General features: G+C 61.6%; 20 protein-coding genes. 9 read left to right on the top strand and 11 right to left on the bottom strand.

The features are described 5' to 3' along the window. The first annotated feature begins 53 nt into the window (after window positions 1-53). Both purN and ASTEX_RS14990 read left to right on the top strand, forming a co-directional pair. On the top strand, window positions 54-629 hold the full coding sequence (gene purN, locus ASTEX_RS14995) for a phosphoribosylglycinamide formyltransferase (RefSeq protein ID WP_013480480.1): 576 nt from the start codon (window positions 54-56) through the stop codon (window positions 627-629). Window positions 630-715: 86 nt separating this feature from the next. Further along, window positions 716-2,791 (top strand): S46 family peptidase, encoded by a 2,076-nt coding sequence (locus ASTEX_RS14990; protein WP_013480479.1) that lies wholly within the window; start codon window positions 716-718, stop codon window positions 2,789-2,791. Between the two features lie 290 nt (window positions 2,792-3,081). Here the strand turns inward: ASTEX_RS14990 and ASTEX_RS14985 are convergent, their stop codons facing one another. From ASTEX_RS14985 to ASTEX_RS14975, 3 genes are read right to left on the bottom strand one after another with little or no spacing between them, the layout of a single operon-like run. Next, a complete protein-coding gene (locus ASTEX_RS14985) occupies window positions 3,082-4,608 on the bottom strand; it encodes a Ppx/GppA family phosphatase (protein WP_013480478.1) in 1,527 nt (508 codons plus the stop codon). Then, entirely contained in the window at window positions 4,589-6,817 is a 2,229-nt protein-coding gene (locus tag ASTEX_RS14980; protein WP_013480477.1) for an RNA degradosome polyphosphate kinase, read from the bottom strand. Before ASTEX_RS14980 ends, ASTEX_RS14985 begins: the two co-directional genes overlap by 20 nt. Window positions 6,818-6,854: 37 nt before the next feature. Further along, a complete protein-coding gene (locus tag ASTEX_RS14975) occupies window positions 6,855-7,520 on the bottom strand; it encodes a P-loop NTPase family protein (protein WP_013480476.1) in 666 nt (221 codons plus the stop codon). Window positions 7,521-7,775: 255 nt separating this feature from the next. On the opposite strand from ASTEX_RS14975, the gene aspS reads away from it, so the two are divergent. Beyond that, window positions 7,776-9,557 (top strand): aspartate--tRNA ligase, encoded by a 1,782-nt coding sequence (gene aspS / locus ASTEX_RS14970; RefSeq protein WP_013480475.1) that lies wholly within the window; start codon window positions 7,776-7,778, stop codon window positions 9,555-9,557. 144 nt (window positions 9,558-9,701) lie between these two features. On the opposite strand, the gene ASTEX_RS14965 is transcribed toward aspS, so the two are convergent. Beyond that, complete coding sequence (locus ASTEX_RS14965; RefSeq protein ID WP_013480474.1) at window positions 9,702-10,187, bottom strand: pentapeptide repeat-containing protein; 486 nt, start codon at window positions 10,185-10,187, stop codon at window positions 9,702-9,704. Window positions 10,188-10,496: 309 nt separating this feature from the next. Between ASTEX_RS14965 and ASTEX_RS14960 the strand changes: the two genes are divergently transcribed. Continuing rightward, window positions 10,497-11,552, top strand: a complete 1,056-nt coding sequence (locus ASTEX_RS14960; RefSeq protein ID WP_013480473.1) for an aspartate-semialdehyde dehydrogenase — start codon at window positions 10,497-10,499, stop codon at window positions 11,550-11,552. A 147-nt stretch (window positions 11,553-11,699) separates the two neighbouring features. Here the strand turns inward: ASTEX_RS14960 and ASTEX_RS14955 are convergent, their stop codons facing one another. Continuing rightward, on the bottom strand, window positions 11,700-14,468 hold the full coding sequence (locus ASTEX_RS14955) for a TSCPD domain-containing protein (RefSeq protein ID WP_013480472.1): 2,769 nt from the start codon (window positions 14,466-14,468) through the stop codon (window positions 11,700-11,702). 246 nt (window positions 14,469-14,714) lie between these two features. Between ASTEX_RS14955 and ASTEX_RS14950 the strand changes: the two genes are divergently transcribed. Next, a complete protein-coding gene (locus tag ASTEX_RS14950) occupies window positions 14,715-15,110 on the top strand; it encodes an NADH:ubiquinone oxidoreductase subunit NDUFA12 (RefSeq protein WP_013480471.1) in 396 nt (131 codons plus the stop codon). Beyond that, entirely contained in the window at window positions 15,110-15,928 is an 819-nt protein-coding gene (locus ASTEX_RS14945) for a DUF2155 domain-containing protein (RefSeq protein WP_013480470.1), read from the top strand. Before ASTEX_RS14950 ends, ASTEX_RS14945 begins: the two co-directional genes overlap by 1 nt. On the opposite strand, the gene aat is transcribed toward ASTEX_RS14945, so the two are convergent. The 4 genes from aat to aroQ form a co-directional block, all read right to left on the bottom strand. Next, a complete protein-coding gene (gene aat / locus ASTEX_RS14940) occupies window positions 15,865-16,515 on the bottom strand; it encodes a leucyl/phenylalanyl-tRNA--protein transferase (RefSeq protein WP_013480469.1) in 651 nt (216 codons plus the stop codon). The two genes, ASTEX_RS14945 and aat, sit on opposite strands and share 64 nt — an antisense overlap. Window positions 16,516-16,933: 418 nt before the next feature. Further along, window positions 16,934-18,295, bottom strand: a complete 1,362-nt coding sequence (gene accC / locus ASTEX_RS14935) for an acetyl-CoA carboxylase biotin carboxylase subunit (protein WP_041659580.1) — start codon at window positions 18,293-18,295, stop codon at window positions 16,934-16,936. Window positions 18,296-18,317: 22 nt separating this feature from the next. Beyond that, window positions 18,318-18,809, bottom strand: a complete 492-nt coding sequence (accB, locus tag ASTEX_RS14930) for an acetyl-CoA carboxylase biotin carboxyl carrier protein (protein ID WP_013480466.1) — start codon at window positions 18,807-18,809, stop codon at window positions 18,318-18,320. 51 nt (window positions 18,810-18,860) lie between these two features. Further along, a complete protein-coding gene (aroQ, locus tag ASTEX_RS14925) occupies window positions 18,861-19,301 on the bottom strand; it encodes a type II 3-dehydroquinate dehydratase (RefSeq protein WP_013480465.1) in 441 nt (146 codons plus the stop codon). A gap of 93 nt (window positions 19,302-19,394) precedes the next feature. Here aroQ and thiS point away from each other — a divergent pair, with 93 nt between their 5' ends. Continuing rightward, window positions 19,395-19,598 (top strand): sulfur carrier protein ThiS, encoded by a 204-nt coding sequence (gene thiS / locus ASTEX_RS14920; protein ID WP_013480464.1) that lies wholly within the window; start codon window positions 19,395-19,397, stop codon window positions 19,596-19,598. Window position 19,599: 1 nt separating this feature from the next. After that, the gene (locus tag ASTEX_RS14915) at window positions 19,600-20,085 is read left to right on the top strand and encodes a hypothetical protein (protein ID WP_013480463.1); all 486 of its coding nucleotides are present in this window, start codon (window positions 19,600-19,602) and stop codon (window positions 20,083-20,085) included. Between the two features lie 120 nt (window positions 20,086-20,205). Here the strand turns inward: ASTEX_RS14915 and ASTEX_RS14910 are convergent, their stop codons facing one another. Together ASTEX_RS14910 and ASTEX_RS14905 are read right to left on the bottom strand one after the other, a co-directional pair. Continuing rightward, entirely contained in the window at window positions 20,206-20,616 is a 411-nt protein-coding gene (locus ASTEX_RS14910; RefSeq protein ID WP_013480462.1) for a PIN domain-containing protein, read from the bottom strand. Beyond that, window positions 20,606-20,836 (bottom strand): AbrB/MazE/SpoVT family DNA-binding domain-containing protein, encoded by a 231-nt coding sequence (locus ASTEX_RS14905; RefSeq protein ID WP_013480461.1) that lies wholly within the window; start codon window positions 20,834-20,836, stop codon window positions 20,606-20,608. Before ASTEX_RS14905 ends, ASTEX_RS14910 begins: the two co-directional genes overlap by 11 nt. A gap of 161 nt (window positions 20,837-20,997) precedes the next feature. On the opposite strand from ASTEX_RS14905, the gene ASTEX_RS14900 reads away from it, so the two are divergent. Beyond that, window positions 20,998-21,792, top strand: a complete 795-nt coding sequence (locus ASTEX_RS14900) for a thiazole synthase (RefSeq protein WP_013480460.1) — start codon at window positions 20,998-21,000, stop codon at window positions 21,790-21,792. Window positions 21,793-21,800: the final 8 nt, after the last annotated feature.

The following is a 21,800-nucleotide window of genomic DNA, read 5'->3' as shown; positions in this document are numbered from 1 at the left end:
ACGGCGCTGGCGCGCCACCTTCTCCCTTAAGGGAGAAGGGAGGGTTTGAGACTATGAAAACCAGAATCGCCATCTTCATCTCCGGGCGGGGGTCCAATATGATGGCCCTTGTCGAGGCCGCCAAAGCCCCGGACTTTCCGGCCGAATGTGTTGTGGTGGTGTCCAATGACCCTGCCGCTGCCGGGCTTGAGTGGGCGACGTCGCAAGGCATTGAGGCGCTGGCCGTCGATCACAGGCCCTTCGGCAAGGACCGCGAAGCGCATGAGCGCGCCATTGACACTGAGTTGCGGGCGCGCGGCGTCGAATTTATCTGTCTGGCCGGCTATATGCGTATCCTGACCCCTTGGCTGGTGACGCAGTGGGAAGGACGGATGATCAATATTCACCCGTCCTTGCTGCCGAAATACAAGGGCCTGCACACCCACGAACGGGCGATAGACGCGGGCGATGCCGAGGCCGGGTGCAGCATCCACTGGGTGTCCGCCGGGGTGGACGAAGGGGCTTTGATCGCTCAGGCCCGCGTGCCGATCCTTGAGGGCGATACGCCCGATACGTTGGCGGCGCGGGTGCTGACAGAGGAACACCGGCTTTATCCCGCCGCGGTCCGGGATATTCTAACAAAAATGTAATCTGGCCGCCGTTAAGGTTTCTTGCGCAACAAAGGCGCTCATGTAAAGTCCGCAGCCTGTTATAAATTTACACAGGATGCGCTTGTATGTCGCTGAAATCCGTCCTCACATATGGGGCCGCCTTTGCGCTGGCTGCCGTCATGGCTCCTGCCGCGCCGGGCACGGCGCTGGCCGACGAAGGCATGTGGACCTTCGACAACTTCCCGACGGCCAAGGTCAAGGAAACCTATGGCGTCACGCTCGACAAGGCGTGGATGGACAAGGTGCAGGCCGCGGCCGTGCGCCTGTCGGGCTGCTCGGCTTCGGTCGTGTCGCCGGACGGTCTGGTCCTGACCAATGCCCACTGCGTGATTGCCTGTGCGCAGGACCTGTCCACGCCGCAGACCGATTACGTCAATGACGGCTTCCTGACCAAGGCCCGCACCGAGGAAAAGACCTGCCCCGGTCAGACGGCGGAAATCCTTTTGTCGATCACCGATGTGACCAGGGACATCAACGCCGCGACCAAGGGCCTGAGTGGCGCTGACTTCGTCAAGGCGCAGAACGTCAAGTCGGCGGAACTGGAAAAAGCGGGTTGCGGCGACGATAAGACGATCCGCTGTCAGGTGATCAGCTTCTATCAGGGCGGTGAGTACAAGCTCTATAAGTACCGCCGCTATACCGATGTGCGTCTGGTCTTCTATCCGGAATATAAGGCGGGCTTCTTCGGCGGCGACCCCGATAATTTCAACTTCCCGCGCTACAACCTCGATTCCGGCTTCCTGCGTCTGTACGAAAACGGTCAGCCGGTGAAGACGCCGCAGCACCTCAAATTCGCCACTACCGCGCCGAAGGAGAACGAACTGGTTCTGGTGGCCGGCAACCCCGGTTCGACCAGCCGCCTGTTGACCGTCTCTCAGCTTGAGACCCTGCGTGATGTGACCATCCCGACGCAGCAACTGATGCGCTCGGAACTGCGCGGCCGCCTGATCCAGTTTGGTGCCGAGTCCGAAGCCAACAAGAAGATCACGGTCGATACCCTGACCAGCCTCGAGAACGGCTTCAAAGTCTTCTACGGTCAGCAACTGGCGCTTCAGGACCCCAGGGTCATGGAGGCCAAGCGCGCCGAAGAGGCCGCGTTAAAGGCTGGTATGAGCGCAGAAGACAAGGCGCTCTATGGTGATCCGTGGGCCGATCTGGCGGCGGTTCAGGTGACGGCCAAGGACCTCTATCTGCCCTACTATTTCCTCGACTCGTCGCTCAATTCGTCGAGCCTCTTCTCCTATGCCCGCACCCTGGTGCGTGCCGCCAAGGAGCGCGCCAAGCCGTCGGCCGAGCGTTTGCCGGAATTTGCCGATACGCGCCTGCCGCTGGTCGAAAAGCGCCTGCTGGACAAGTCGAACATCATCCCGGCGCATGAGCGCATCTTCCTCGAATTCCGCCTGCTCAAGGCCCGCGAATACCTGACGACGGACAACGCCATCACCAAGCTGATGCTGGGTAAGGAATCGCCCGAAGGCCTGTCGAAGCGCCTGATCGAAGGCACGAAGCTGGGTGATCCGGCGGTCCGCAAGGCCCTGTGGGACGGCGGTCTGGCGGCCATTCAGGCCTCTGACGACCCGATGATCCAGTATGCGCTGCGAATTGATGATCAGGCGCTGGCGCTGCGCAAGGAATACGAGGCCAAGGTTTCGGGCCCGACGCGCATCGCAGCCGAAAAGGTCGCTAAGATCCGCTTTAAGGCCTATGGCAATTCGACCTATCCGGACGCGACCTTTTCGCTTCGCCTGTCCTACGGCAAGGTGACGGGCTGGACCTATCGCGGTCAGACCGTGCCGGCCTTTACACAGTTTGCCGGCCTCTATGACCGTGCGACCGGCAATGACCCCTATGAGCTGTCGCCGAAGTTTGCCGCTGCCAAGGGCAAGATCGACCCGAAGATCGTCTATAACTTCTCCTCGACCAACGACATCATTGGTGGCAATTCCGGCTCACCGGTGATCAATGCCAAGGCGGAAGTCGTGGGCGCGGCCTTTGACGGCAATATCCATAGCTTAGGTGGGGCCTATTATTACGACGGCGCGATCAGTCGCACCGTCACCGTGGCCTCAACCGCCATCCTTGAGGCGCTGGACAAGGTCTATGACCAGAAGGCGCTGGTGAAGGAACTGACCGGTAAGTAGGGTTTGCTCCTCCCCTGTAGCAAAGCGTACGGGGGAGGTGCCGAGCTTGCGAGGCGGAGTGGGCATGACTCTTCCGTTGTTCCGTGCACTGAATATCGAAATTGCAAAAGGCCAGAGGCTTGCGCCTCTGGCCTTTTTCCGTGTCACCCCCCTCCGGTTTTTGTCGCTCCGTGCCCAAAACCCACCCGCACCGGCGGCCCGGTCCCATTGCTGCCCAACAGGGAGGAGAAAAGACCACTAACCTCGCACAACAAAGTTGCCCAGCTTGTTGGGCAACTTTGTTGTGAGGCCTAATAACTTCCCATTTTCAGGTTGAGTTTCAGCGCATTGGCCAGTGCCTTGGCGCGCTTTTTGGTCTGCTCGCCCAAAAGCAGGTCTTCCCAGCCGCTCTTGGCCTCCAGCACCAGATCACGGCCCTGTTGCGTCAGGTGGGCGTGGCTGAGCAGGGCGCCCGACTTGGCCGACAGATCGCAGCCCAACCGCAGGGCCAGACCCAGCCGCGTGGCGCGCTCAAGCCCGTCATCGCCCAGAATGCGGCTGATCAGCACCGGCTCCTTGGTGTAGGCGTCTCCCGAATAACGGGTGAACAGGGTACAGGCCAGAAAGACGCGCTCGGCGTGATTCTGCCCCGGAATAGGCGCACGCAGCACCTGATCACAGACGAGGTCGGCGCGGTGGTCGGGGTGCAGAAGCGCTCCCATATCGGCCAGCTTGGCCGCCGCGCGGATCAGGCGCACATCCGGTATGTCAATGCCGGAGGCCGTATCATAGAAATCGCACACCCACTGGGCCAGAGCCGGCCCCATATCGTTGCTGATGCCCTGACGCGCGCCCAGGGCAGCGCAGCCTTCGATCAGCGGGTCACGCTTTTGCACGTCCTTCGGCAGTTGCTCGAACAGAACGCCTTCGCGCAGACCGTTGGCCGAGAAGTTGATGGTGTCGAAGCCAAAGGTTTCGATCAGGGCCTGAAGCACCAGAGCCGCATAGGCCAGATGCTCCATGCGTCGCTTGGTGACGCCTCGGATGCGCTCCAGCGAGGCGGGCGACTGCGTGGCGATCAGGCGGCAGATATTGAGGGCTTCGCGCGCGGGCAGCTCGAACTGCTGAACGATCTGAAGCGGATAGTTGGCCTTCTGCATCCAGATGATGGCGAGGTTGCGCCACGCACCACCGACCGCATGAAAAGTTGCAAACTGAAAGCGATCTTTGTGCGGCGTCAGAACCTCACGGATGCGCGTCAGAGTCTTGTCGATATCGACCGCCGCCGGAGCCCCCAGAGCGAATGGCCCCAGAGGCAGGGTGATGCCTTTAAAGGCGTTTTCACCTTGCAGATCAATCAGTTCAAGGCTCGATCCACCGAGGTCTCCGACCACGCCAACCGCATCGTCATGGCCGCACAGCACGCCCAGCGCCGAATAATAGGCTTCTTCGGCCCCGCTGAGGACGCGGACCTTAAAGCCGGTTTCGGCCTCGATGCTTTGCACCATGCCCGGGCCGTCCGCGGCCTCGCGGATGGCGGCGGTGGCGACGGTGTGCACCTGAGACAGGGGATAGGAATCGACGATAAAGCGAAAGCGTTTCAGCGCAATCAGCGTGTCGCGGCAACCCGATGGGCTCAGGCGACCGCTGCGCATCAGTTCGCGCCCCAGCCCGGCCAGCACCTTTTCGTTATGCACCGGCCAGATCGAGCGCCCTTCGATGCGATAGATAACCAGACGCACCGAGTTCGACCCGATGTCGATGACGGCCGTGTAGTAGGCGGCGAGCAGGGCCGTCGCGATGGGAAGGGGGGCAAAGCTACTTTCGGGCACCGACATGATCAAACGCTTGGGGGAGATCCTTGACGCCGCGACCTCTACCGGACAGCGACGGGTTTGTCATGAAGTATTCGTGGGTCGAGAAGGGTGCATCGAGGCCGGTCGTGTCAAAGCGCGTGTAGGTGCCATCTGACGACAGGTTCCACGATTGCGCCTCGTCATTGAGGTTGGCGACCATGATCTGATCCAGCACCTGACGGTGCACGGTCGGGTTATCGACGGGGATCAGGGTTTCGACGCGGCGGTCCAGATTGCGGCTCATCCAGTCGGCGGACGAAATGAAGACACGCGCCTGATCTGACGGCAGAGCGTGGCCATTGGCGAAACAGACGATGCGCGTGTGCTCCAGGAAGCGGCCGACGATCGACTTGACGCGGATATTTTCGGAATAGCCCGCCACGCCCGGACGCAGGCAGCAGATGCCGCGGATAACGAGGTCGATCTGCACTCCGGCCTGCGAGGCCTGATAGAGCTTGCGGATGATCACCGGATCGACCAGTGAGTTCATCTTGGCCCAGATTTGCGCGGGCTTGCCGGCGCGGGCATTGGCGATTTCCTGCTCGATCAGATATATCAGCCCCTGTTTCAGCGTCACGGGCGAGAAGTAGAGCTTTTCCATCACGTCCGGGCGGGCATAGCCGGTGATGAAGTTGAAGACGCGCATGGCGTCGCGCCCCAGAGCCGGATCGGCGGTGAACAGGCTCAGGTCCGTATAGACCTTGGCCGTCACCGGGTGATAGTTGCCGGTGCCAAAGTGGCAATAGGTGCGTAAGGCCTCACCTTCGCGGCGCGCCACGACGCTCAGCTTGGCGTGGGTCTTGTACTCCACAAAGCCATAGACGACGTGTACGCCCGCCCGTTCCATAGCCCGGGCCCAACGCAGATTGGCCTCTTCGTCAAAGCGCGCCTTGATTTCGACCAGGGCCGTGACGTTTTTGCCCTGCTCGGCGGCCTCAATGAGGGCGGCGACGATGGGCGAGTCTTTGGAGGTGCGGTAAAGTGTCTGCTTGATAGCGATGACGTTCGGGTCGCGCGCTGCCTGCCGCAGGAACTGCACCACGGCGTCAAAGCTCTCGAACGGGTGGTGGACCAGAATGTCCTTTTCGCGGATGGCCGAGAAGATGTCCCCGGCATTGTCGCGGATACGTTCGGGGAAGCGCGGCGTATAGGGCTTGAATTTCAGGTCGTTACGGTCAGGTGGGATAAGCTGCGACAGCTCGGACATGCCGAGAATGCCATCGACAATAGTCACGTCCTGCGGCTGGGCGTGCAACTGCTCGATGATGAATTCGCGCAGATCTTCGGGCATGGAGGCGCCGAACTTGACACGCACCACCGAACCCAGACGCCGCTGCTTCAGCAGGGCCTCAAATTCGCGCACAAGGTCTTCGGCCTCTTCCTCGATTTCGATGTCCGAGTCGCGGATGATGCGGAAGACGCCCTTCCCCAGAATGTCAAAGCCGGGGAAGATTTGCTGCGCGAACATGACCACCATGCCCTCCAGCGTGACGAATTTTCGCCGCGTGTTCTGACCGCGCGAATTGCCGCCGATCTCCCAGAAGCGGCGCACCCCCGTAGGAATGGGCACAAGGGCGTAGAGCGTCTTGGCATCGGCGCGGCGTTGCAGCTTCAGCGCGATACAGAAGCCTAGATTGGGGATGAAGGGGAAGGGGTGGGCCGGGTCGATGGCCAGCGGCGTCAGTACGGGGAAAAGCTGCTCATGAAAGCGCTTTTCCAGCCAGGCCGCGTCCGTCTTGGTGACCTCCTTGTGGTCCAGAAGGATCAGGCCATTGGCCGATAACTCGGCCTTCAGCTTCGACCAGATGGTCTGCTGCTTGTTCATCAGGGCCTGAGCGACCTTGTTGACCGCCTCAAGCTGTTCGGCCGGCGTGTGGCCGTCTTCGGACAGGATGCGCACGCCTTCGCGCACCTGACCCTGAAGCCCGGCGACGCGCACCATGTAGAATTCATCGAGATTGTTGGCCGAAATCGACAGGAATCGCAGGCGCTCCAGCAGCGGATGGCGGGGGTTTTCGGCCTCTTCGATCACCCGCTTGTTGAAGGCCAGCCACGACAGTTCGCGGTTGATATAGAGCGCATCGCCTAGCGCTTCGTCCGAGGTCAGGTCAATTTGAGACTCTGGCTGAGGCTCAGCCGCCACCGACTCGGTCGGGCGGATAATGTCATTGACAGTTTCGGACGCGGGCATAGCGGTTCAGAATCCTTATTTTCTTATATGTTCCTGACTAAATCTCATCCCAATCATCGAACCAAGTCATATTTTCACTCGTCTCGATAAATTGACGCGCCAGCGACCGGGTAAAGGCGCGGCCATTGGCATATGCCTCAAGACCTGTGACAATTTTTTGGGCGTGCGCCACCGAGCGCTCCATGCGGCGGCTGAGATATTCCAGCACGTCGTCAGACGGCGTGATGACGCGGGCCTCAAACAGCTTTTTCAACACGCTTTTCAGCAAGCTATCGTCCGGTTCCGGCATATCGATGACGCGCATGGCTTTCAGCCGCGACTCGAAATCGGGCACACGGATGCGCCATTGCGCCGGGTGCTGCCGCGACAGCAGCAGCAGGCGGCCATCCGACGCCGTGCGGTTATAGAGGTGGAAAAGGACCTCCTGATCGAAGGTGTCGGCCTCATCGACCACGAACAAGGTGGCGGTGTCCGGCACGGGCGCGCCGGGGTTCAGCCAGTGCGCGCCGTGCGTTTCGGCGAACACATGGCTCGCATGGGTCTTGCCGGAGCCGGCCGGGCCGGTCAGCACCAGATGCGGGTTCAGCCAGTCGGCGGGCTGCCTCAAAAGGTCAAACAGGGCGCGATTGGCGTCGGAGACGACAAAGTTCGCCGCCGCATAGGGGGCGGGCAGGGACAGGTCGAGCGGGTACTGATGCGCCATGCACTTAACTTAGGAAGATGGGACGCAGAAGGCAATCCGTGGACGCCGCATCCGATGGGGTTAGTTCGGTGGGCCGTTCTGGGGAAAAGGGACCGTTCCGCATATGGTTAAACCCAAAAAAGCGCCTCACTTGCAAACAAAAACTAAATCCTATGGCGGCTTTTTGCCGGGAGTCCGGACACAAGTCTTGACAATCAGCCCCTGTCATGTGCCCTAGCCCCCAACCGTTTTTTGAGCCGGATTCAGAGACTCACAATGCATAGTTACCGTACCCATACCTGCGGCGCGCTGCGCGCCACCGACGCCGGCGCCGAGGTGCGCGTGTCGGGCTGGATTCACCGCAAGCGCGACCACGGCGGCCTGCTGTTCATCGACCTGCGCGACCATTACGGCCTGACGCAACTGGTGTTCAATCCGGACAGCGCGGGCTTTGCCAAGGTCGAACGGTTGCGCTCTGAAAGCGTTATTCGCGTCGATGGCAAGGTGGTGGCGCGCGATGAAGCGACCGTCAATCCCAACCTGCCGACCGGTGCGATCGAAGTCGTGGTGTCGGATATCGAAGTGCTGTCCGAAGCCGCCGAACTGCCGCTGCCGGTGTTCGGTGAGCCGGAATATCCCGAAGAAATCCGCCTGAAGAACCGCTTCCTCGATCTGCGCCGCGAAACCCTGCACAAGAACATCGTGCTGCGTTCGCGCGTCATTCAGTCGATCCGTAACCGTATGGTCGCACAGGGCTTTCTGGAATACCAGACCCCCATCCTGACCGCCTCGTCGCCCGAAGGGGCGCGCGATTTCCTGGTGCCGTCGCGTCTGCATGCGGGCAAGTTCTACGCCCTGCCGCAAGCGCCGCAGCAGTTCAAGCAGTTGCTGATGGTGTCGGGTTTCGACCGCTATTTCCAGATCGCGCCGTGCTTCCGTGACGAAGACCTGCGCGCCGACCGTAGCCTGGAATTCTATCAGCTCGATATCGAAATGAGCTTTGTGACGCAGGAAGACGTGTTTGCGGCCATCGAGCCGGTGATGCACGGCCTGTTTACCGAGTTCGGCGAAGGCAAGCGTGTCTCCAGCTATCCGTTCCAGCGTATCCCCTACAAAGAGTCCATCGCCAAGTACGGCTCGGATAAGCCGGACCTGCGCAACCCGATTGAAATGCAGGACGTGTCCGAGCATTTCCGCGGCGGCGGATTTGGCCTGTTTGCGCGTATCCTTGAAAACAGCGCCAATGCCGTGTGGGCCATTCCCGCCCCTAAGGGCGGCTCGCGCGCCTTCTGCGACCGCATGAATTCGTGGGCGCAGGGCGAAGGCCAGCCAGGCCTCGGCTACATCTTCTGGTCTGAGGATCAGGGCGCGTGGGGCGGCCCCATCGCCAAGAACCTCGGCAATGAGGCCACCACGGCGCTCATGACGGCGCTGGGTCTGGGGCAGGGCGACGCCGCCTTCTTCGTGGCCGGCGACCCCAAGATCTTCTATAAGTTCGCGGGGCTGGCGCGCACCAAGGTCGGCACAGATCTCAATCTGGTGGACGAGGATCAGTTCCGCTTCTGCTGGATCGTCGATTTCCCGATGTTCGAGTACAATGAGGACGAGAAGAAGGTCGATTTCTCGCACAACCCGTTCTCAATGCCGCAAGGCGAGATGGAGGCGCTCCTCACCAAGGACCCGCTCGACATTCTGGCCTATCAGTACGACATCGTCTGCAACGGCTATGAGCTGTGCTCCGGTGCGATCCGGAACCACAAGCAGGAGATCATGCTCAAGGCCTTTGAGATCGCGGGCTATGGGGCCGATGTGGTCGAAAGCCAGTTCGGCGGGATGCTCAACGCCTTCAAATACGGCGCGCCGCCGCACGGCGGTCTGGCCCCCGGTATCGACCGCATTGTGATGCTGCTGGCCGGTCAGACGGCGATCCGCGAAGTCATCGCTTTCCCGCTGAACCAGCAGGGGCAGGACGTGATGATGAGCGCGCCGTCGGAGGTGACGGAGAAGCAGTTGAAGGAACTGCATATCCGGACGCAACTGCCGATCAAGGTGAGCTAAATCGGATGGGGTTTGGGGCCTGCTGCCCCAAGTCTTCGTATATTCAAAAGAAAAGCCTGCCGGATTTCCGGCAGGCTTTTCTTTTGAAAATAAAAAGGTTTGTGGGGTCCCAAGATACTTTCTCTGGCCCCAAACCCCATAGGTTTAGCACACCGGAACGCGGATACCCTTCGGCGGCACAGTCGTCTTGTCGCCGCAGGCCTGATCCATCATGCGCTGGGTGATGCCGCGCGCCGACGCCATTTCAGCCCCGGAAAAGTTGACGCCGCTCAGATTGGCGCCCGCAAAATTGGCCCCTTCGAGATAGGCCCCGACGAAATTGGCATTGGTCAGATTGGTGCGCGCGAAATTGGCATGGCCGAACAGCGAGCCAAACCCGTTGAGGTCACGCAGGTCACCACCCGCAAAGCTCGTGCCGTTGAAAACGCCGCTCGACAGGTCCGCCTGACGCAGGCGCGCCTCGGCGAAGTTCTTGCCTTTCAGCGTCTTACCGGAAAAATCGGCCTGAAACAGGTTGCAGCCGGAGCAGGACGCGCCCGAACCGGCACGGCTGATCTGTACAGGGTTTTGCGCCGAAGCGGGAAGGGCAAACAGCGAAAGCGCGGCCACGGCCAGAGCGATGCGTTTCATGATGGTACACCTCTTGTGGTTTCGCTTGTCTTAAGCAAGATCGGGGCCTGCGCCCTCTCCCGATAAACCGGAGAGGTATAAGAGCGGTTTACAAAACCCGTCTTTCCCGGTAGAGCCGCTTTCATGTTCCAAATGACGACCACCAAAGCCACTACCAAGCCGACCCGCTTCGCGGGGCCGGTCCGGTCGTGCTGACGGTGTAAGCCAAGGCATCTGGACGAAGCCCCGCGGAATGCGCGGGGCCGGTTTCACAGAAAACCCAACACCTCGCGCCTCCCGCCAAACCTTTTGACGCAGGAGACGTAACCTATGAACGATCAATCCCATTCCTCGCAGTTCCCCAATGTCGGCATAGTGGGCGCGACCGGCCTTGTCGGCGGCATGATGCTGTCCATACTGGCCGAACGCCGCTTCCCGCTAAACAAGCTGCGCCTGTTTGCCTCGGCCCGCTCGGCCGGCAGTCGCGTGCGCTTCGGGGAGCGTGAAATTGTGGTGGAGGACGCCTCCGCCGCCGACTACAGCGGCCTCGATATCGTGTTCTTCTCGGCGGGCGGTTCGACGTCTAAGGCGCTGGCCGAAAAGGTGGCCGCCGCTGGGGCCATCGTCATCGACAATTCGTCGGCCTGGCGCAGCGATCCGGACGTGCCGCTGGTGGTGGCAGAGGTCAATCCGCACGCCCTGAAGCACACGCCCAAGGGCATTGTTGCCAACCCCAACTGCACGACCATGGCCGCCATGCCGGTCCTGAAGCCGCTGCATGAGGCGGCGGGATTGAAGCGCCTGATCGCCAGCACCTATCAGGCCGTGTCCGGCGGCGGCATGGAAGGCGTCGAGATTTTGCGTGATCAGATCGTGGCGGGGGCCGACGGCTGCGCCGCTTTGGCGCAGGACGGAGCGGCGGTCGATTTGGGACCGGTGCGCAAATGGGCCGTGCCGATCGCCTATAACGTCGTGCCGCTCAACTATGTGCTGGGCGAGGACGGCTATACGGAAGAGGAACTGAAGCTGCGCGACGAAAGCCGCAAGATCCTTGAAATCCCTGACTTATTGGTAGCGGCGACCTGCGTGCGCGTGCCGGTCTTTACGGGCCATTCCCTGTCGATCAATGCTGAGTTCGAGCGCCCGATGACGCCTGAGGCGGCGCTGGCTCTGCTGGCCGAAGCGCCCGGCGTCGAAATCGCCGATGTCCCCAATCCGCTGGCGGTGTCCGGACGCGACCCGGTGCAGGTGGGCCGTATCCGCCGTGACCCGACCGTGGCGCACGGCCTGACCCTGTTCATCAGCGGCGACAACCTGCGCAAAGGGGCGGCTTTGAATGCGGTGCAGATCGCTGAGGAGTGGCTGAAGCAGAAGGCGTGGGCCTGATCTCCACCCCTGCAAAGCGGGGGAGGTGAATCGTCGCGTAAGTGACGAGACGGAGGGGGTGACCAACCGAACGCCCCCTCCGTCTCGACGCGCTTCGCTTGCTCGACACCTCCCCCGTTCGCGCCGCTCACAGGGGAGGAGGCTGGACTATTCCCCCTGCGCTTCGGGCGGCAGGGACGGATCGTCCGTTTTCGGGGTCTTGCGTCCAAAAGGTACGACGACCAGATTGTCCGGCTGTCCGCGCATAAAGCCCTTGGAAATCAGATGCGAGGCGGCAATGCCTTCATTGCCGTCATCGGCCAGCTTCGACAGGCCATGCCCCTGACCCAGACCGTCAGCGTTCAGTTCATCCGGATCGGCGTTCGACAGGTCTTCGCGGTTTAGGTACGAGATCGCCAGTTCCCGGAAGATGTAATCGAGGATCGAAGTCGCCGAGCGGATCGAATCGTTGCCGCTGACCGGGCCCGCCGGTTCAAAGCGCGTAAAGACGAAGGCATCGACAAATTCGTCCAGCGGCACGCCGTATTGCAGGCCGATCGACACGGCGATGGCAAAATTATTCATCAGTGAACGGAAGGCCGCGCCTTCCTTGTGCATGTCGATAAAAATTTCGCCGACCGAACCGTCTTCGTATTCACCGGTGTGCAGATAGACCTTGTGGCCGCCGACGCTGGCCTTCTGGATATAGCCCTTGCGGCGGTCGGGCAGTTTCTGGCGTTCGCGGTCGCGTTCGATGATCTTTTCGATCACCGTCTGGGCCGGGGCTTCGCGCACGGGTTCCGGAGCTGGACGGCGGGCCTCCTCAAATTCCGGAATATCCAGCGTCAGCGATGGGGGTGCCGGCTGACGCTTGAGGCCGATGGCGCGCAGACCACTATCGGCTGCCTGAGCCAGGGCCTTGAGCGCGTCGGGCACGCCCTGATTCCACTCAAGCACAAGGGCCGAAGCCGCAGGCGCGGAGGCAAAGCTTTCGAGTTTTTGCCGCAGGGCCAGTCGCGCTTTCAGGGCGGGAGGGCTGAGACGCTGACGCAGGGCGTCCGGCAGGCCTTCCGTGGTGTCATGGCCGAAGATAAAGGCCTGCGCCTCGGTGATTTCGTCCGCCGGAAAGCCCATCAGGCGCAGCAGGCTGAAACCCGGCGCGTGCAGGTCTTCGTCGCTGATGCCCCAGATATCCTTGATGAAATCGGCATCCAGCACGGCCGGCGACACCACCTCTTCGAGGCTGTGGGCGGTGATCAGGGCGTCTTCGAGGGCCGCGATTTCAAAATCACTCAGCCCTTTGGCTTTCAGGGTCTGAGCATGGATGTGCGGTGCGCCGTCCAGCGTGCGATGCCCCAGCAGATGCGTCCGCACCGTGTCGCGCTCATCGCCGTTCAGCCCTTGCCAGACGGCGGGGTGCAGGCCGCGCACAAAGACGCCGTCGGTGCCTTCCATGGCCACGGTCAGGGCGGTCAGCGGCGCATCCCCCAGCGTCACGCCCAACCGCAACGACAGTTCCGGATCGTCAAACAGGGTGGTCGTCTGCACGTGGCGCAGACCGGTGGGCTTGGCCAGTCTCAGCGCCGTTTGCAGGCGCGTCAGGGCATGCGCCTTAAGGTCAGCGCTCTTAAGGCCCGACAAACGATAGAGTTTCTGGCTCAGCGCCGACACGCGGTCATCGCGTTCGGCGGCGAACCCGGTATAGGGCGTCAGGTGGCGCGACAGCACAGCCGAGGCGTGCACGCTTTCGGCATCGAGCACGGCCATCAGGGCGGCAGCAAAGTCCTGCCCGGCTTCGGTTTGCGCACTCAGGCTCAGCGCCATCAAGGTTTCGCTGAGGCCGGCCACGGTGAGGGCAATGGGGCGATGATAGGCCAGACGCTGAGCGGCTTCGGGCGTGGTGGCAAAGGCCAGATGGCTTTCGATATCGAGCGCCACGGTCCACAGGGCGGCACAGGCGGCAAAGCCTTCGATGTCGAAGCCGGTTGGCTTAAGGAATCCATAGGCGTTGAGCGCGGCGCGCGGTGCGATCAGGGTGTCATCCAGCGCTTCGGCGGCGTCCGGATCGAAGGCGATCCACAGGCGGCCGCTTTCCAGTGCCGCCTGCGCCGCCAGACGCGCCGACGGATCACCGGCAGCGATCAGGTCGCGGCGCGCGGTGACGATGACCGCCGGGGCGGGCCGGTCGGCCTCGACATTTTGCAAAGACCAGTCGGGCAGGGTGCTGTCGCCGGTCAAACCGTCCGTGGACTGAATAACCGACTGGATGAGGGCGTCCGAGGCCCCCAGACGGCGGGCTTTCAGTGCCGCGCGGGCCAGAGCCGGATTGTGTTGCAGGCTGGCGCGCTGTTCGCCCTCGGCGCGCGCAATGGCGGCGGTGATGCCGGACAGGGCGGCGTGAAGCTGATCGCGGGTGGCGCGGGCGACGGCTTCGGAGCGCGCCCCGACCAGCAGGTCGCGCAGGTCACGCACACAGGCATGATCTTCGATGTCGGCGTAGCGGGCCTCTGTTTGCGTGATTTTCGTGCCATCCAGTAACGGCACGCGATGCCCCGTTCGCACACCTGTTGCCGGGGCGGCCAGCCCCAGCCGCAGGGTCGCGGCCAGTTCGGCCGCAAAGGCCTGCGCCTCGTCTTCGCGCAATATGCCATACACGCGCCCCCACGCCGCCAGACGATGAGCATAGAGGTCGAAAGCGCCATCCAGCCCTTCGGCCACCGGCGGAAACGCCCCTTCGGGCAGGTCGCGCGGCAGGGCTTCGACCCAGTCATGCCAGGCTTCGCTTTGCGCCGTGGTCCAGTCGCGCGGGCACAGGATGCTGAAACTGTCGGGGCCGCGTTCGATTTCGCGCCATTCCAGCACAGGCTGGGCCTGTTCGGCACGCGCCGCAAAGGACAGATCAGGCAGGACAGAATCGCCGGACATTATCTTTGCCATTGGCTTCCCCGGATTGGCGCGCAGAATTGGGGATAAAGCCTAAACCGATTTTAACCTTTCAGCAATAAATGTGGGGCCGTGCTGCCGATCCATCCACAATATGTTGCGTGGCTCCCGCATGGGGGATAATTCGCCGGTTGTGGCCTTTAGAAGCGCTTTACGCAGATGCAGCGGCGCTTTATAAGTCAGGAGACGCATAACCGGCGGAGTCTCTCTCTTCGCCAATTAGTGAAATAGGGTAAGACCTTGCTGGATAAAGCCTTCTTGTGGTGGAGCGGTGCGACGCTCGGTACGCTGTTCACCATCGGCCGCACGTCGAAGCTCGTCGGGACCGACGAATTCGGCAACAAATACTATCAGGCCCGCAATACCAAAGAAAGCTACGGCGACAAGCCGCGCCGCTATGTGATCTATAACGGCTATGCCGATGCCTCGAAGATCCCGCCCGACTGGCACGGCTGGATGCACTATATGTACGATGAGCCGCCGACGGTGGCGCCGCTGCCGCGCAAATCGTGGGAAAAACCGCACCTGCCCAACCTGTCGGGGACGCCGTTCGCGCAGTTCCCTAAGGGGTCGCTGAACGCTGAAGGCGAGCGTCAGGCGTCGAAGTCGGGCGATTACGAGGCGTGGAAGCCCTGATGAGAAAGACCGGCGCGATGGTTCGGGCGGTGCTGCTGATGGCCGGCGTGGCCGCCATCGCCTTGCCGCTCTATGCCCAGAACATCCCGCCCGACGAAGAAGCCCCGCGCCGTGAGTCGAACCGTGACCGCCGCGATGCGCGCGACAATGCCGACTATGACCCGGAACCCTATTACATCGACGGCGTAGAGTATAAGCCCTACGACCCGACCGGGAATAAACGCAACGCGCCTCAGCGTGCGGCCAATACGCAAACCGTGAATCGCCCGGCGGCCCCGGTGGCCACCCAGCCGCAGGCCGTTGGGACAGGCACGCCCGCCGCCGTTCCGCCATCCGCCACCGCTCAGTCGTCGGCGGGTACGCCCTATGTCGATTCCGCCGGTCAGGTGGTGGGCAATGCGCCAGTGGCCAGCAGCAGCGCGTCTCAGTCATCAGCCCCTGTGGTCGTGGTGCCGCCCGAAAAGCGCCTGCGCTACAGTGCGGCCATCCTGACCGTGCTCGACAAGGTGACGGGTGAGGCGATCCGCTTTGAGGCCCCGGTCGGCAAGCCCAAGCGCTATCGCGGCATGGTCTATACGGTGAAGGCCTGTGAGACCTCGGCGCAGGACGAGGCGATGAGCGACACCATGACCTATCTTGAGGTGCGCACCTCGCCGCAGCCGGCGGCCAATGGTACGGTGCCCAAGCCCAAGGACGTGTTCAAGGGCTGGACCTACGCCTCGACGCCGGGCGTCAACGGCATGGAACACCCGGTCTATGACGTCTGGGTGGTCAGTTGCAGGACGCCCTTGCCGGTCACGGCGGTCGCCAGCCGGTAGAAGTCGCCTTCGACCGACAGCGCGTCTTTCAGGCGCGCCTTGTAATCCTCACGCGGAATTTCGATGACGCCGAACTGCCGCAGATGGTCGGTGAGAAACTGACAATCGAGCAGGCGATAGCCGCCGGCACGCAGCCGCGCCACCAGATGCACCAGCGCGATTTTTGAGGCATCCGTGGCGCGCGACACCATGCTTTCGCCGAAAAACGCCCCGTTGATGGCGACGCCATAAAGCCCGCCCACCAGCCTTGTGCCGTCCCATACCTCAACGCTGTGGGCCAGACCGCGCGCGAAGAGGGCCTCGTAAAGCTCTTGAATCGAATGAGAAATCCAGGTGCTTTCGCGGTCGGCGGCGCTTTCGGCGCACAATTCGATGACCTGCCGGAAGGCCGTGTCGATCTTCACCGTGAAGGGGGTGTTGCGCACGGTGCGCGCCAGCCGCGACGGCACACGCACGCCTTCCAGCGGCAATATGCCCCGCAGCGGCGGATCGACCAGAAACAGGGTCTCATCATCGCGCGCATCCGACATCGGAAAAATGCCGGTGCGGTAGCATTGGACCAGATCGTCGAGGGTGAATTCCTGCAAAATGTTCAGCTCTCGGTCACGTCATTAGCTACCGTAGAGGCATAAGCCCTTTATAGCAGCGTCATGATCGCTACGCAGAAATTGAAAAGGACCGAAGCCAGAATAGTCCCGATTTGAGCGATGCGGCTGGCGAAACTCCGACCAGACAACCCAAGCATCTTTTTGAGACAGGGTTGCCTGTAGAGGCCAACAACCCGTTTCACCGCACTCGCACGCCAGAAGATTTATCGTCCGTCGAGAGAAATCCAAATCGTTACATCTAATTGGACCATATCCACCTGCGGGGTCGGTGTAGCCGTTTTCCCGCTCATAGGATTCGATCAGGTCGGTAAGTGGCAGGTCATCGACAACGGGCAATACCCACGAATTATGTTCGTCAGCGGTAACCAGAAATGACAACCTGCTCACCATAGCTCGATCAGCTTACGACCTTCGCCTCTTCCTGCGCCTTGATCCACTTTTCCAGCCAGTGGATATTGTAATCCCCTTTCTGGATGTCGGCTTCGTTCAGCAGGTCGAGGAACAGCGGAATCGTGGTGTCGATACCGGCCACTACAGTTTCCTGAAGGGCGCGTTTGAGGCGGGCCAGGGCTTCGGGACGGTCGCGCCCATAGACGATCAGCTTGCCGATCATCGAGTCGTAATAGGGCGGGATGGTGTAGCCGTTATAGACCGCCGAATCCATGCGCACACCGAGGCCACCGGGGGTGTGGAAGTCGGTGACCGTACCGGGTGACGGCACGAAGGTGCGGGCGTTTTCAGCGTTGATCCGCACTTCGATGGCGTGGCCTTTCAGGTCGATATCGGCCTGAGTGAAGGACAGAGGCAGGCCCGCCGCAATGCGGATCTGTTCGCGGACCAGATCGACGCCGGTGACAAATTCGGTGACCGGGTGTTCGACCTGAAGGCGGGTGTTCATCTCGATGAAGAAGAACTCGCCATCCTCGTACAGGAACTCGATGGTGCCGACGCCCAGATAGCCGATCTTGCGGATGGCTTCGACGACGATCATGCCGATCTTGTCGCGCGCTGCTGCGTCGATGACGGGCGATGGGGCTTCTTCCAGCACCTTCTGGTGGCGGCGTTGCAACGAGCAGTCGCGTTCGCCGAGGTGCACGACATTGCCGTGGCTGTCGGCGATCACCTGAATCTCGATATGGCGCGGCTTCTGGAGGTAGCGCTCCATATAGACCGTGCCGTCACCAAAGGCCGCAGCGGCTTCGGTCTGGGCGCTCATCACCTGTTCGGCCAGCACATCGGCATTGGCCGCGACCTTCATGCCGCGACCGCCGCCGCCGGCGGCGGCCTTGATGATCAGCGGGAAGCCGATGGACTTCGACGCTTCGATGGCGTCTTCGACCGTGGCCACGCCGCCGTCAGAGCCCGGAACGACGGGGATGCCGGAGTCCTTGGCGGCCTGCTTGGCGGTGATCTTGTCGCCCATCAGGCGGATGTGGTCCGGCTGAGGCCCGATGAAGGTCATGCCGTGCGCGCCGACGATTTCGGCGAAACGGGCGTTTTCCGACAGGAAACCATAGCCGGGGTGAATCGCCTGAGCGCCGGTGATTTCGGCAGCCGCGATGATGGACGGAATGTTGAGATACGACTTGGCGGCAGCGGGCGGCCCGATGCAGACGCTTTCGTCCGCCAGGTGCACGTGCATGGCGTTGGCGTCGGCGGTCGAATGCACCGCAACGGTGGCAATCCCCATCTCCTTACAGGCGCGGATGACGCGCAGGGCGATTTCGCCACGGTTGGCGATGAGGATCTTGTCGAACAGTTTGGGGGTGTCGGACATGGCGTTAGTCGATTACCACGAGGCCTTCGCCGAATTCGACGGGCTGGGCGTCGGAAACGAGAATTTCCGACACCGTGCCGTCCTTGGGCGCGGGGATCGGGTTCATGGTCTTCATGGCTTCGATGATCAGCAGGGTCTGACCGGCCTTCACCTTGTCACCGACCTTAACGAAGGTAGCAGCACCCGGCTGCGGCGACAGATAGACGGTGCCGACCATGGGCGATTTCAGCGCGTCCTTGGCGGCTTTCGGGGCTTCGGCAGCCACAGGGGCGGCGACCGGAGCCGCAGCCGCGGGAGCAGGAGCTGCCACAGGGGCGGGGGCCGCGACCTGAGCGGCGTAGGTGGCCACCGGCGCGGCGGTGAGGGTGCGCGCGACGCGGATCTTCAGTTCACCCTGCTCGACCTCGATTTCGGTCAGCTCGGTTTCCTTCAGGATGTCCGCCAGCTTGCGAATGAGGCGGGGGTCGATCGGGTCAACCGGTTTTTGCGATGACATGCGCTTACCTTAGTTAGGGGGTGGGGCCGTGCGTAAGAACGGGCCGGTGGGCTATTTTTCGATGAGGCGTAGGGCCGCCTCGATAGCCAGTTCATAGCCAATCGCCCCCATACCGGCAATAACCGCCTTGGCCGCCAGCGACACATAGGAGTGATGGCGGAACGGTTCGCGGGCGTGAGGGTTCGACAGATGGCATTCGATGATCGGCTGGCTGAGGGCCTTCAGCGCGTCCAGCAACGCGACCGAGGTATGGCCATAGCCCGCCGGGTTGAGAATCAGGACCGAAGCGTGTTCGCGTGCCTCCTGCACCCAGTCGATCAGTTCGCCTTCGTGATTCGTCTGGCGAAAGACGACGGGGACATGACGGGCCGCAGCCAGCTCGGTACAACGGGCCTCGATGTCCGAAAGACGTGTATATCCATAAATTTCCGGCTCACGCACCCCCAGAAGGTTGAGATTGGGGCCGTTAAGGACATATATGGGTTTCGACATGCAAAGCCTGATCCTGTGGGATGCGGTCTTGTATCCCCTGTTGCGCTTGCTCACAAGAAAAAGCGGGCTTTTTCGCCCGAAAACGATCCGAAAATGACGAAAATTCTGTTGAATGGCGAAGAAACCGAGGTTTTGGCCGCCAATGTGATGGCCCTGATCGGGCAGATCGGTATCGATCCGCGCAAGGTGGCGGTGGAGCGCAATCTCGAAATCGTGCCCAAATCGGCCTATGTCGCCACGCCGATCGAAGCCGGGGACCGCTTTGAGATCGTCCACTTTGTCGGCGGCGGGGATTAAGATGAGGGCGCTGGCGATCGGATTGATTTTGTCCGTTTTGCTGGCCTTGCCCGTCATGGCGCAGGACAAGGTTTACGACACCGGTTTGCGCCCGACCGGCGATGAGTGCCTCAAACCTGGTGCCTCCGAGGCGGTGGACCTGCCCCAGCTTCTGAAAGACCCTGCAGCTCACAAAGGACGCTGTGTCATCGTCGAAGGGTATGTTCACGCGCGGGCGCTTTTCCTTTCTAAGGGCGACACGAAGATTAAATACGCGGCTTCTTCTAAGGCGTTGCAGGGTCGGCGACTGGGGCTCTATGGCCGCGATAACCTCATGGAAGGGCTACACGGCTTGCCCAAGGGCCGTTACGTCCGTCTGACGGGTAAGGTCTGGGATTGCGAGTCCATGAGGACAAGCGCCACTCTTTTTTTCATGGGTTACTGCCACTACACAAGTGGCCCGATCCTGAGTGTTGTGGCTTACGAAACAGCCCAGCCGCCGCGTTAGTGTAAACTCGCCACGGATAGACACGGATGCCGCCAGCGGCGGCGACACGGATAGCTGAGGCCATCTCTAAACATCCATGCAGAGGCCCGCATGGCGGGCCGAATCCGTGCCTGTCGATGGTTAAGGCCTGCCCGTGAATGGGTTGACGATGCGCACGCCTTCGATGATGGCACCGTCTGGCATATCTTCAGTATAAAGGACGCTGGCCCCGGAGAGGATAGAGGCGGCAATAATCAGGGCATCATAGACCGACAGACGATAGCGTTCCGCCAGACGCCGCCCCAGTCGGTGGGTCTCCTGCGTCATGTCGGTAATCTCGAACAGCCCTTCCAGCGTTTCCAGAAAGCGCAGGGTGTCAGGCCAGTTCAGGTCGGTCTTGCGGCGGATGACATTCAGCAGTTCGTTCAGCACCTGCACGCTGATCGTACCTCCGCCAGCGATGAGGTCGGCGCAGCACTCGCCCTTGTGCCTGTCGTCCTTAAGCAAATAGACCAGCACATTGGTGTCGAAGAAGACGCGCTCAGCGGCCATTTACGTCGTCGCGGTCAAATTTGAAATCGGCTGGCAGACGACCCGCAAAGCCGCGCAGGCGCGCGATCAGGGCGTCCCGGTCAGGCTTGCGCGCAATAGCGAATTGCCGCGCGTCCTGCACGTGGATTTCGATTTCGTCGCCGTCCTTCAGTTCCAGCGCTTCGACCACGGCGGCGGGCAGGCGCACCGCCAGACTGTTGCCCCATTTGGAAACCTGCATGTGGCCCCCTTTTTTGATATACATAATTGAGCAAGTATATCATTTTGCACATCCTTCGGACACAACTTATTTCATGGCGCGTTTGCCGCGCGTGAAGGGGTGGTTTTGCCGGCAGAAAGCCTTATAGAGACGCCAAAGCGTTTCATACGGGACCGATACTCATGACCGAACCGACCGCCGCCCTTTCACCTGATACCTGGACCGTTGCCGGGCGCACCTTTTCCTCGCGCCTGATCGTCGGCACAGGGAAATATAAAGACTATGCCCAGAACGCCGCGGCGGCGCGGGCGTCGGGCGCTGAGATCGTCACCGTAGCGGTGCGTCGTGTCAATCTGACCGATCCGAACCAGCCTATGCTGATGGACTATGTGAAACAGGACGAATTCACCTACCTGCCCAATACGGCGGGCTGTTTCACGGGTGAAGATGCGGTGCGGACGCTGCGTCTGGCGCGCGAAGCGGGCGGCTGGAACCTCGTTAAGCTGGAGGTCCTGTCTGACCCTAAGACGCTTTATCCCGATATGGAAGAAACGCTGCGCTCGCTGAAGCTGCTGGTCAAGGACGGTTTCGACGTCATGGTCTACTGCTCGGACGATCCGGTCTATGCCAAGAAGCTGGAAGAGGCCGGGGCGTGCGCCATCATGCCCCTGGGCGCGCCCATTGGTTCGGGTCTGGGCATCCAGAATCGTGTGACGCTGCGCATCATTATCGAGAACGCCAGGGTGCCGGTTCTGGTCGATGCCGGCGTGGGCACGGCATCGGACGCGGCCGTGGGCATGGAGTTGGGCTGCGACGCCATCCTGATGAACACCGCTATTGCCGAGGCCAAAGACCCGATCCGCATGGCTGTAGCCATGAAGCACGCCGTCATTTCGGGACGCGAAGCCTATCTGGCCGGGCGGATGGCAAAGAAGCTCTATGCCGATCCGTCCTCGCCGCTAGCGGGCCTGATATAGGCGCGGCT

It is taken from the genome of Asticcacaulis excentricus CB 48, from assembly GCF_000175215.2.
GTDB classification, from domain to species: domain Bacteria; phylum Pseudomonadota; class Alphaproteobacteria; order Caulobacterales; family Caulobacteraceae; genus Asticcacaulis; species Asticcacaulis excentricus.
This window is presented reverse-complemented; position numbering and strand designations above follow the sequence as displayed.

Bases quoted from the DNA above. Each gene is read 5' to 3' on its own strand.
- purN (WP_013480480.1), top strand. From the start codon at position 54: ATGAAAACCAGAATCGCCATCTTCATCTCCGGGCGGGGGTCCAATATG.
- ASTEX_RS14990 (WP_013480479.1), top strand. From the start codon at position 716: ATGTCGCTGAAATCCGTCCTCACATATGGGGCCGCCTTTGCGCTGGCT.
- ASTEX_RS14985 (WP_013480478.1), bottom strand. From the start codon at position 4,608: ATGTCGGTGCCCGAAAGTAGCTTTGCCCCCCTTCCCATCGCGACGGCC.
- ASTEX_RS14980 (WP_013480477.1), bottom strand. From the start codon at position 6,817: ATGCCCGCGTCCGAAACTGTCAATGACATTATCCGCCCGACCGAGTCG.
- ASTEX_RS14975 (WP_013480476.1), bottom strand. From the start codon at position 7,520: ATGGCGCATCAGTACCCGCTCGACCTGTCCCTGCCCGCCCCCTATGCG.
- aspS (WP_013480475.1), top strand. From the start codon at position 7,776: ATGCATAGTTACCGTACCCATACCTGCGGCGCGCTGCGCGCCACCGAC.
- ASTEX_RS14965 (WP_013480474.1), bottom strand. From the start codon at position 10,187: ATGAAACGCATCGCTCTGGCCGTGGCCGCGCTTTCGCTGTTTGCCCTT.
- ASTEX_RS14960 (WP_013480473.1), top strand. From the start codon at position 10,497: ATGAACGATCAATCCCATTCCTCGCAGTTCCCCAATGTCGGCATAGTG.
- ASTEX_RS14955 (WP_013480472.1), bottom strand. From the start codon at position 14,468: ATGGCAAAGATAATGTCCGGCGATTCTGTCCTGCCTGATCTGTCCTTT.
- ASTEX_RS14945 (WP_013480470.1), top strand. From the start codon at position 15,110: ATGAGAAAGACCGGCGCGATGGTTCGGGCGGTGCTGCTGATGGCCGGC.
- accB (WP_013480466.1), bottom strand. From the start codon at position 18,809: ATGTCATCGCAAAAACCGGTTGACCCGATCGACCCCCGCCTCATTCGC.
- aroQ (WP_013480465.1), bottom strand. From the start codon at position 19,301: ATGTCGAAACCCATATATGTCCTTAACGGCCCCAATCTCAACCTTCTG.
- thiS (WP_013480464.1), top strand. From the start codon at position 19,395: ATGACGAAAATTCTGTTGAATGGCGAAGAAACCGAGGTTTTGGCCGCC.
- ASTEX_RS14915 (WP_013480463.1), top strand. From the start codon at position 19,600: ATGAGGGCGCTGGCGATCGGATTGATTTTGTCCGTTTTGCTGGCCTTG.
- ASTEX_RS14910 (WP_013480462.1), bottom strand. From the start codon at position 20,616: ATGGCCGCTGAGCGCGTCTTCTTCGACACCAATGTGCTGGTCTATTTG.
- ASTEX_RS14905 (WP_013480461.1), bottom strand. From the start codon at position 20,836: ATGCAGGTTTCCAAATGGGGCAACAGTCTGGCGGTGCGCCTGCCCGCC.
- ASTEX_RS14900 (WP_013480460.1), top strand. From the start codon at position 20,998: ATGACCGAACCGACCGCCGCCCTTTCACCTGATACCTGGACCGTTGCC.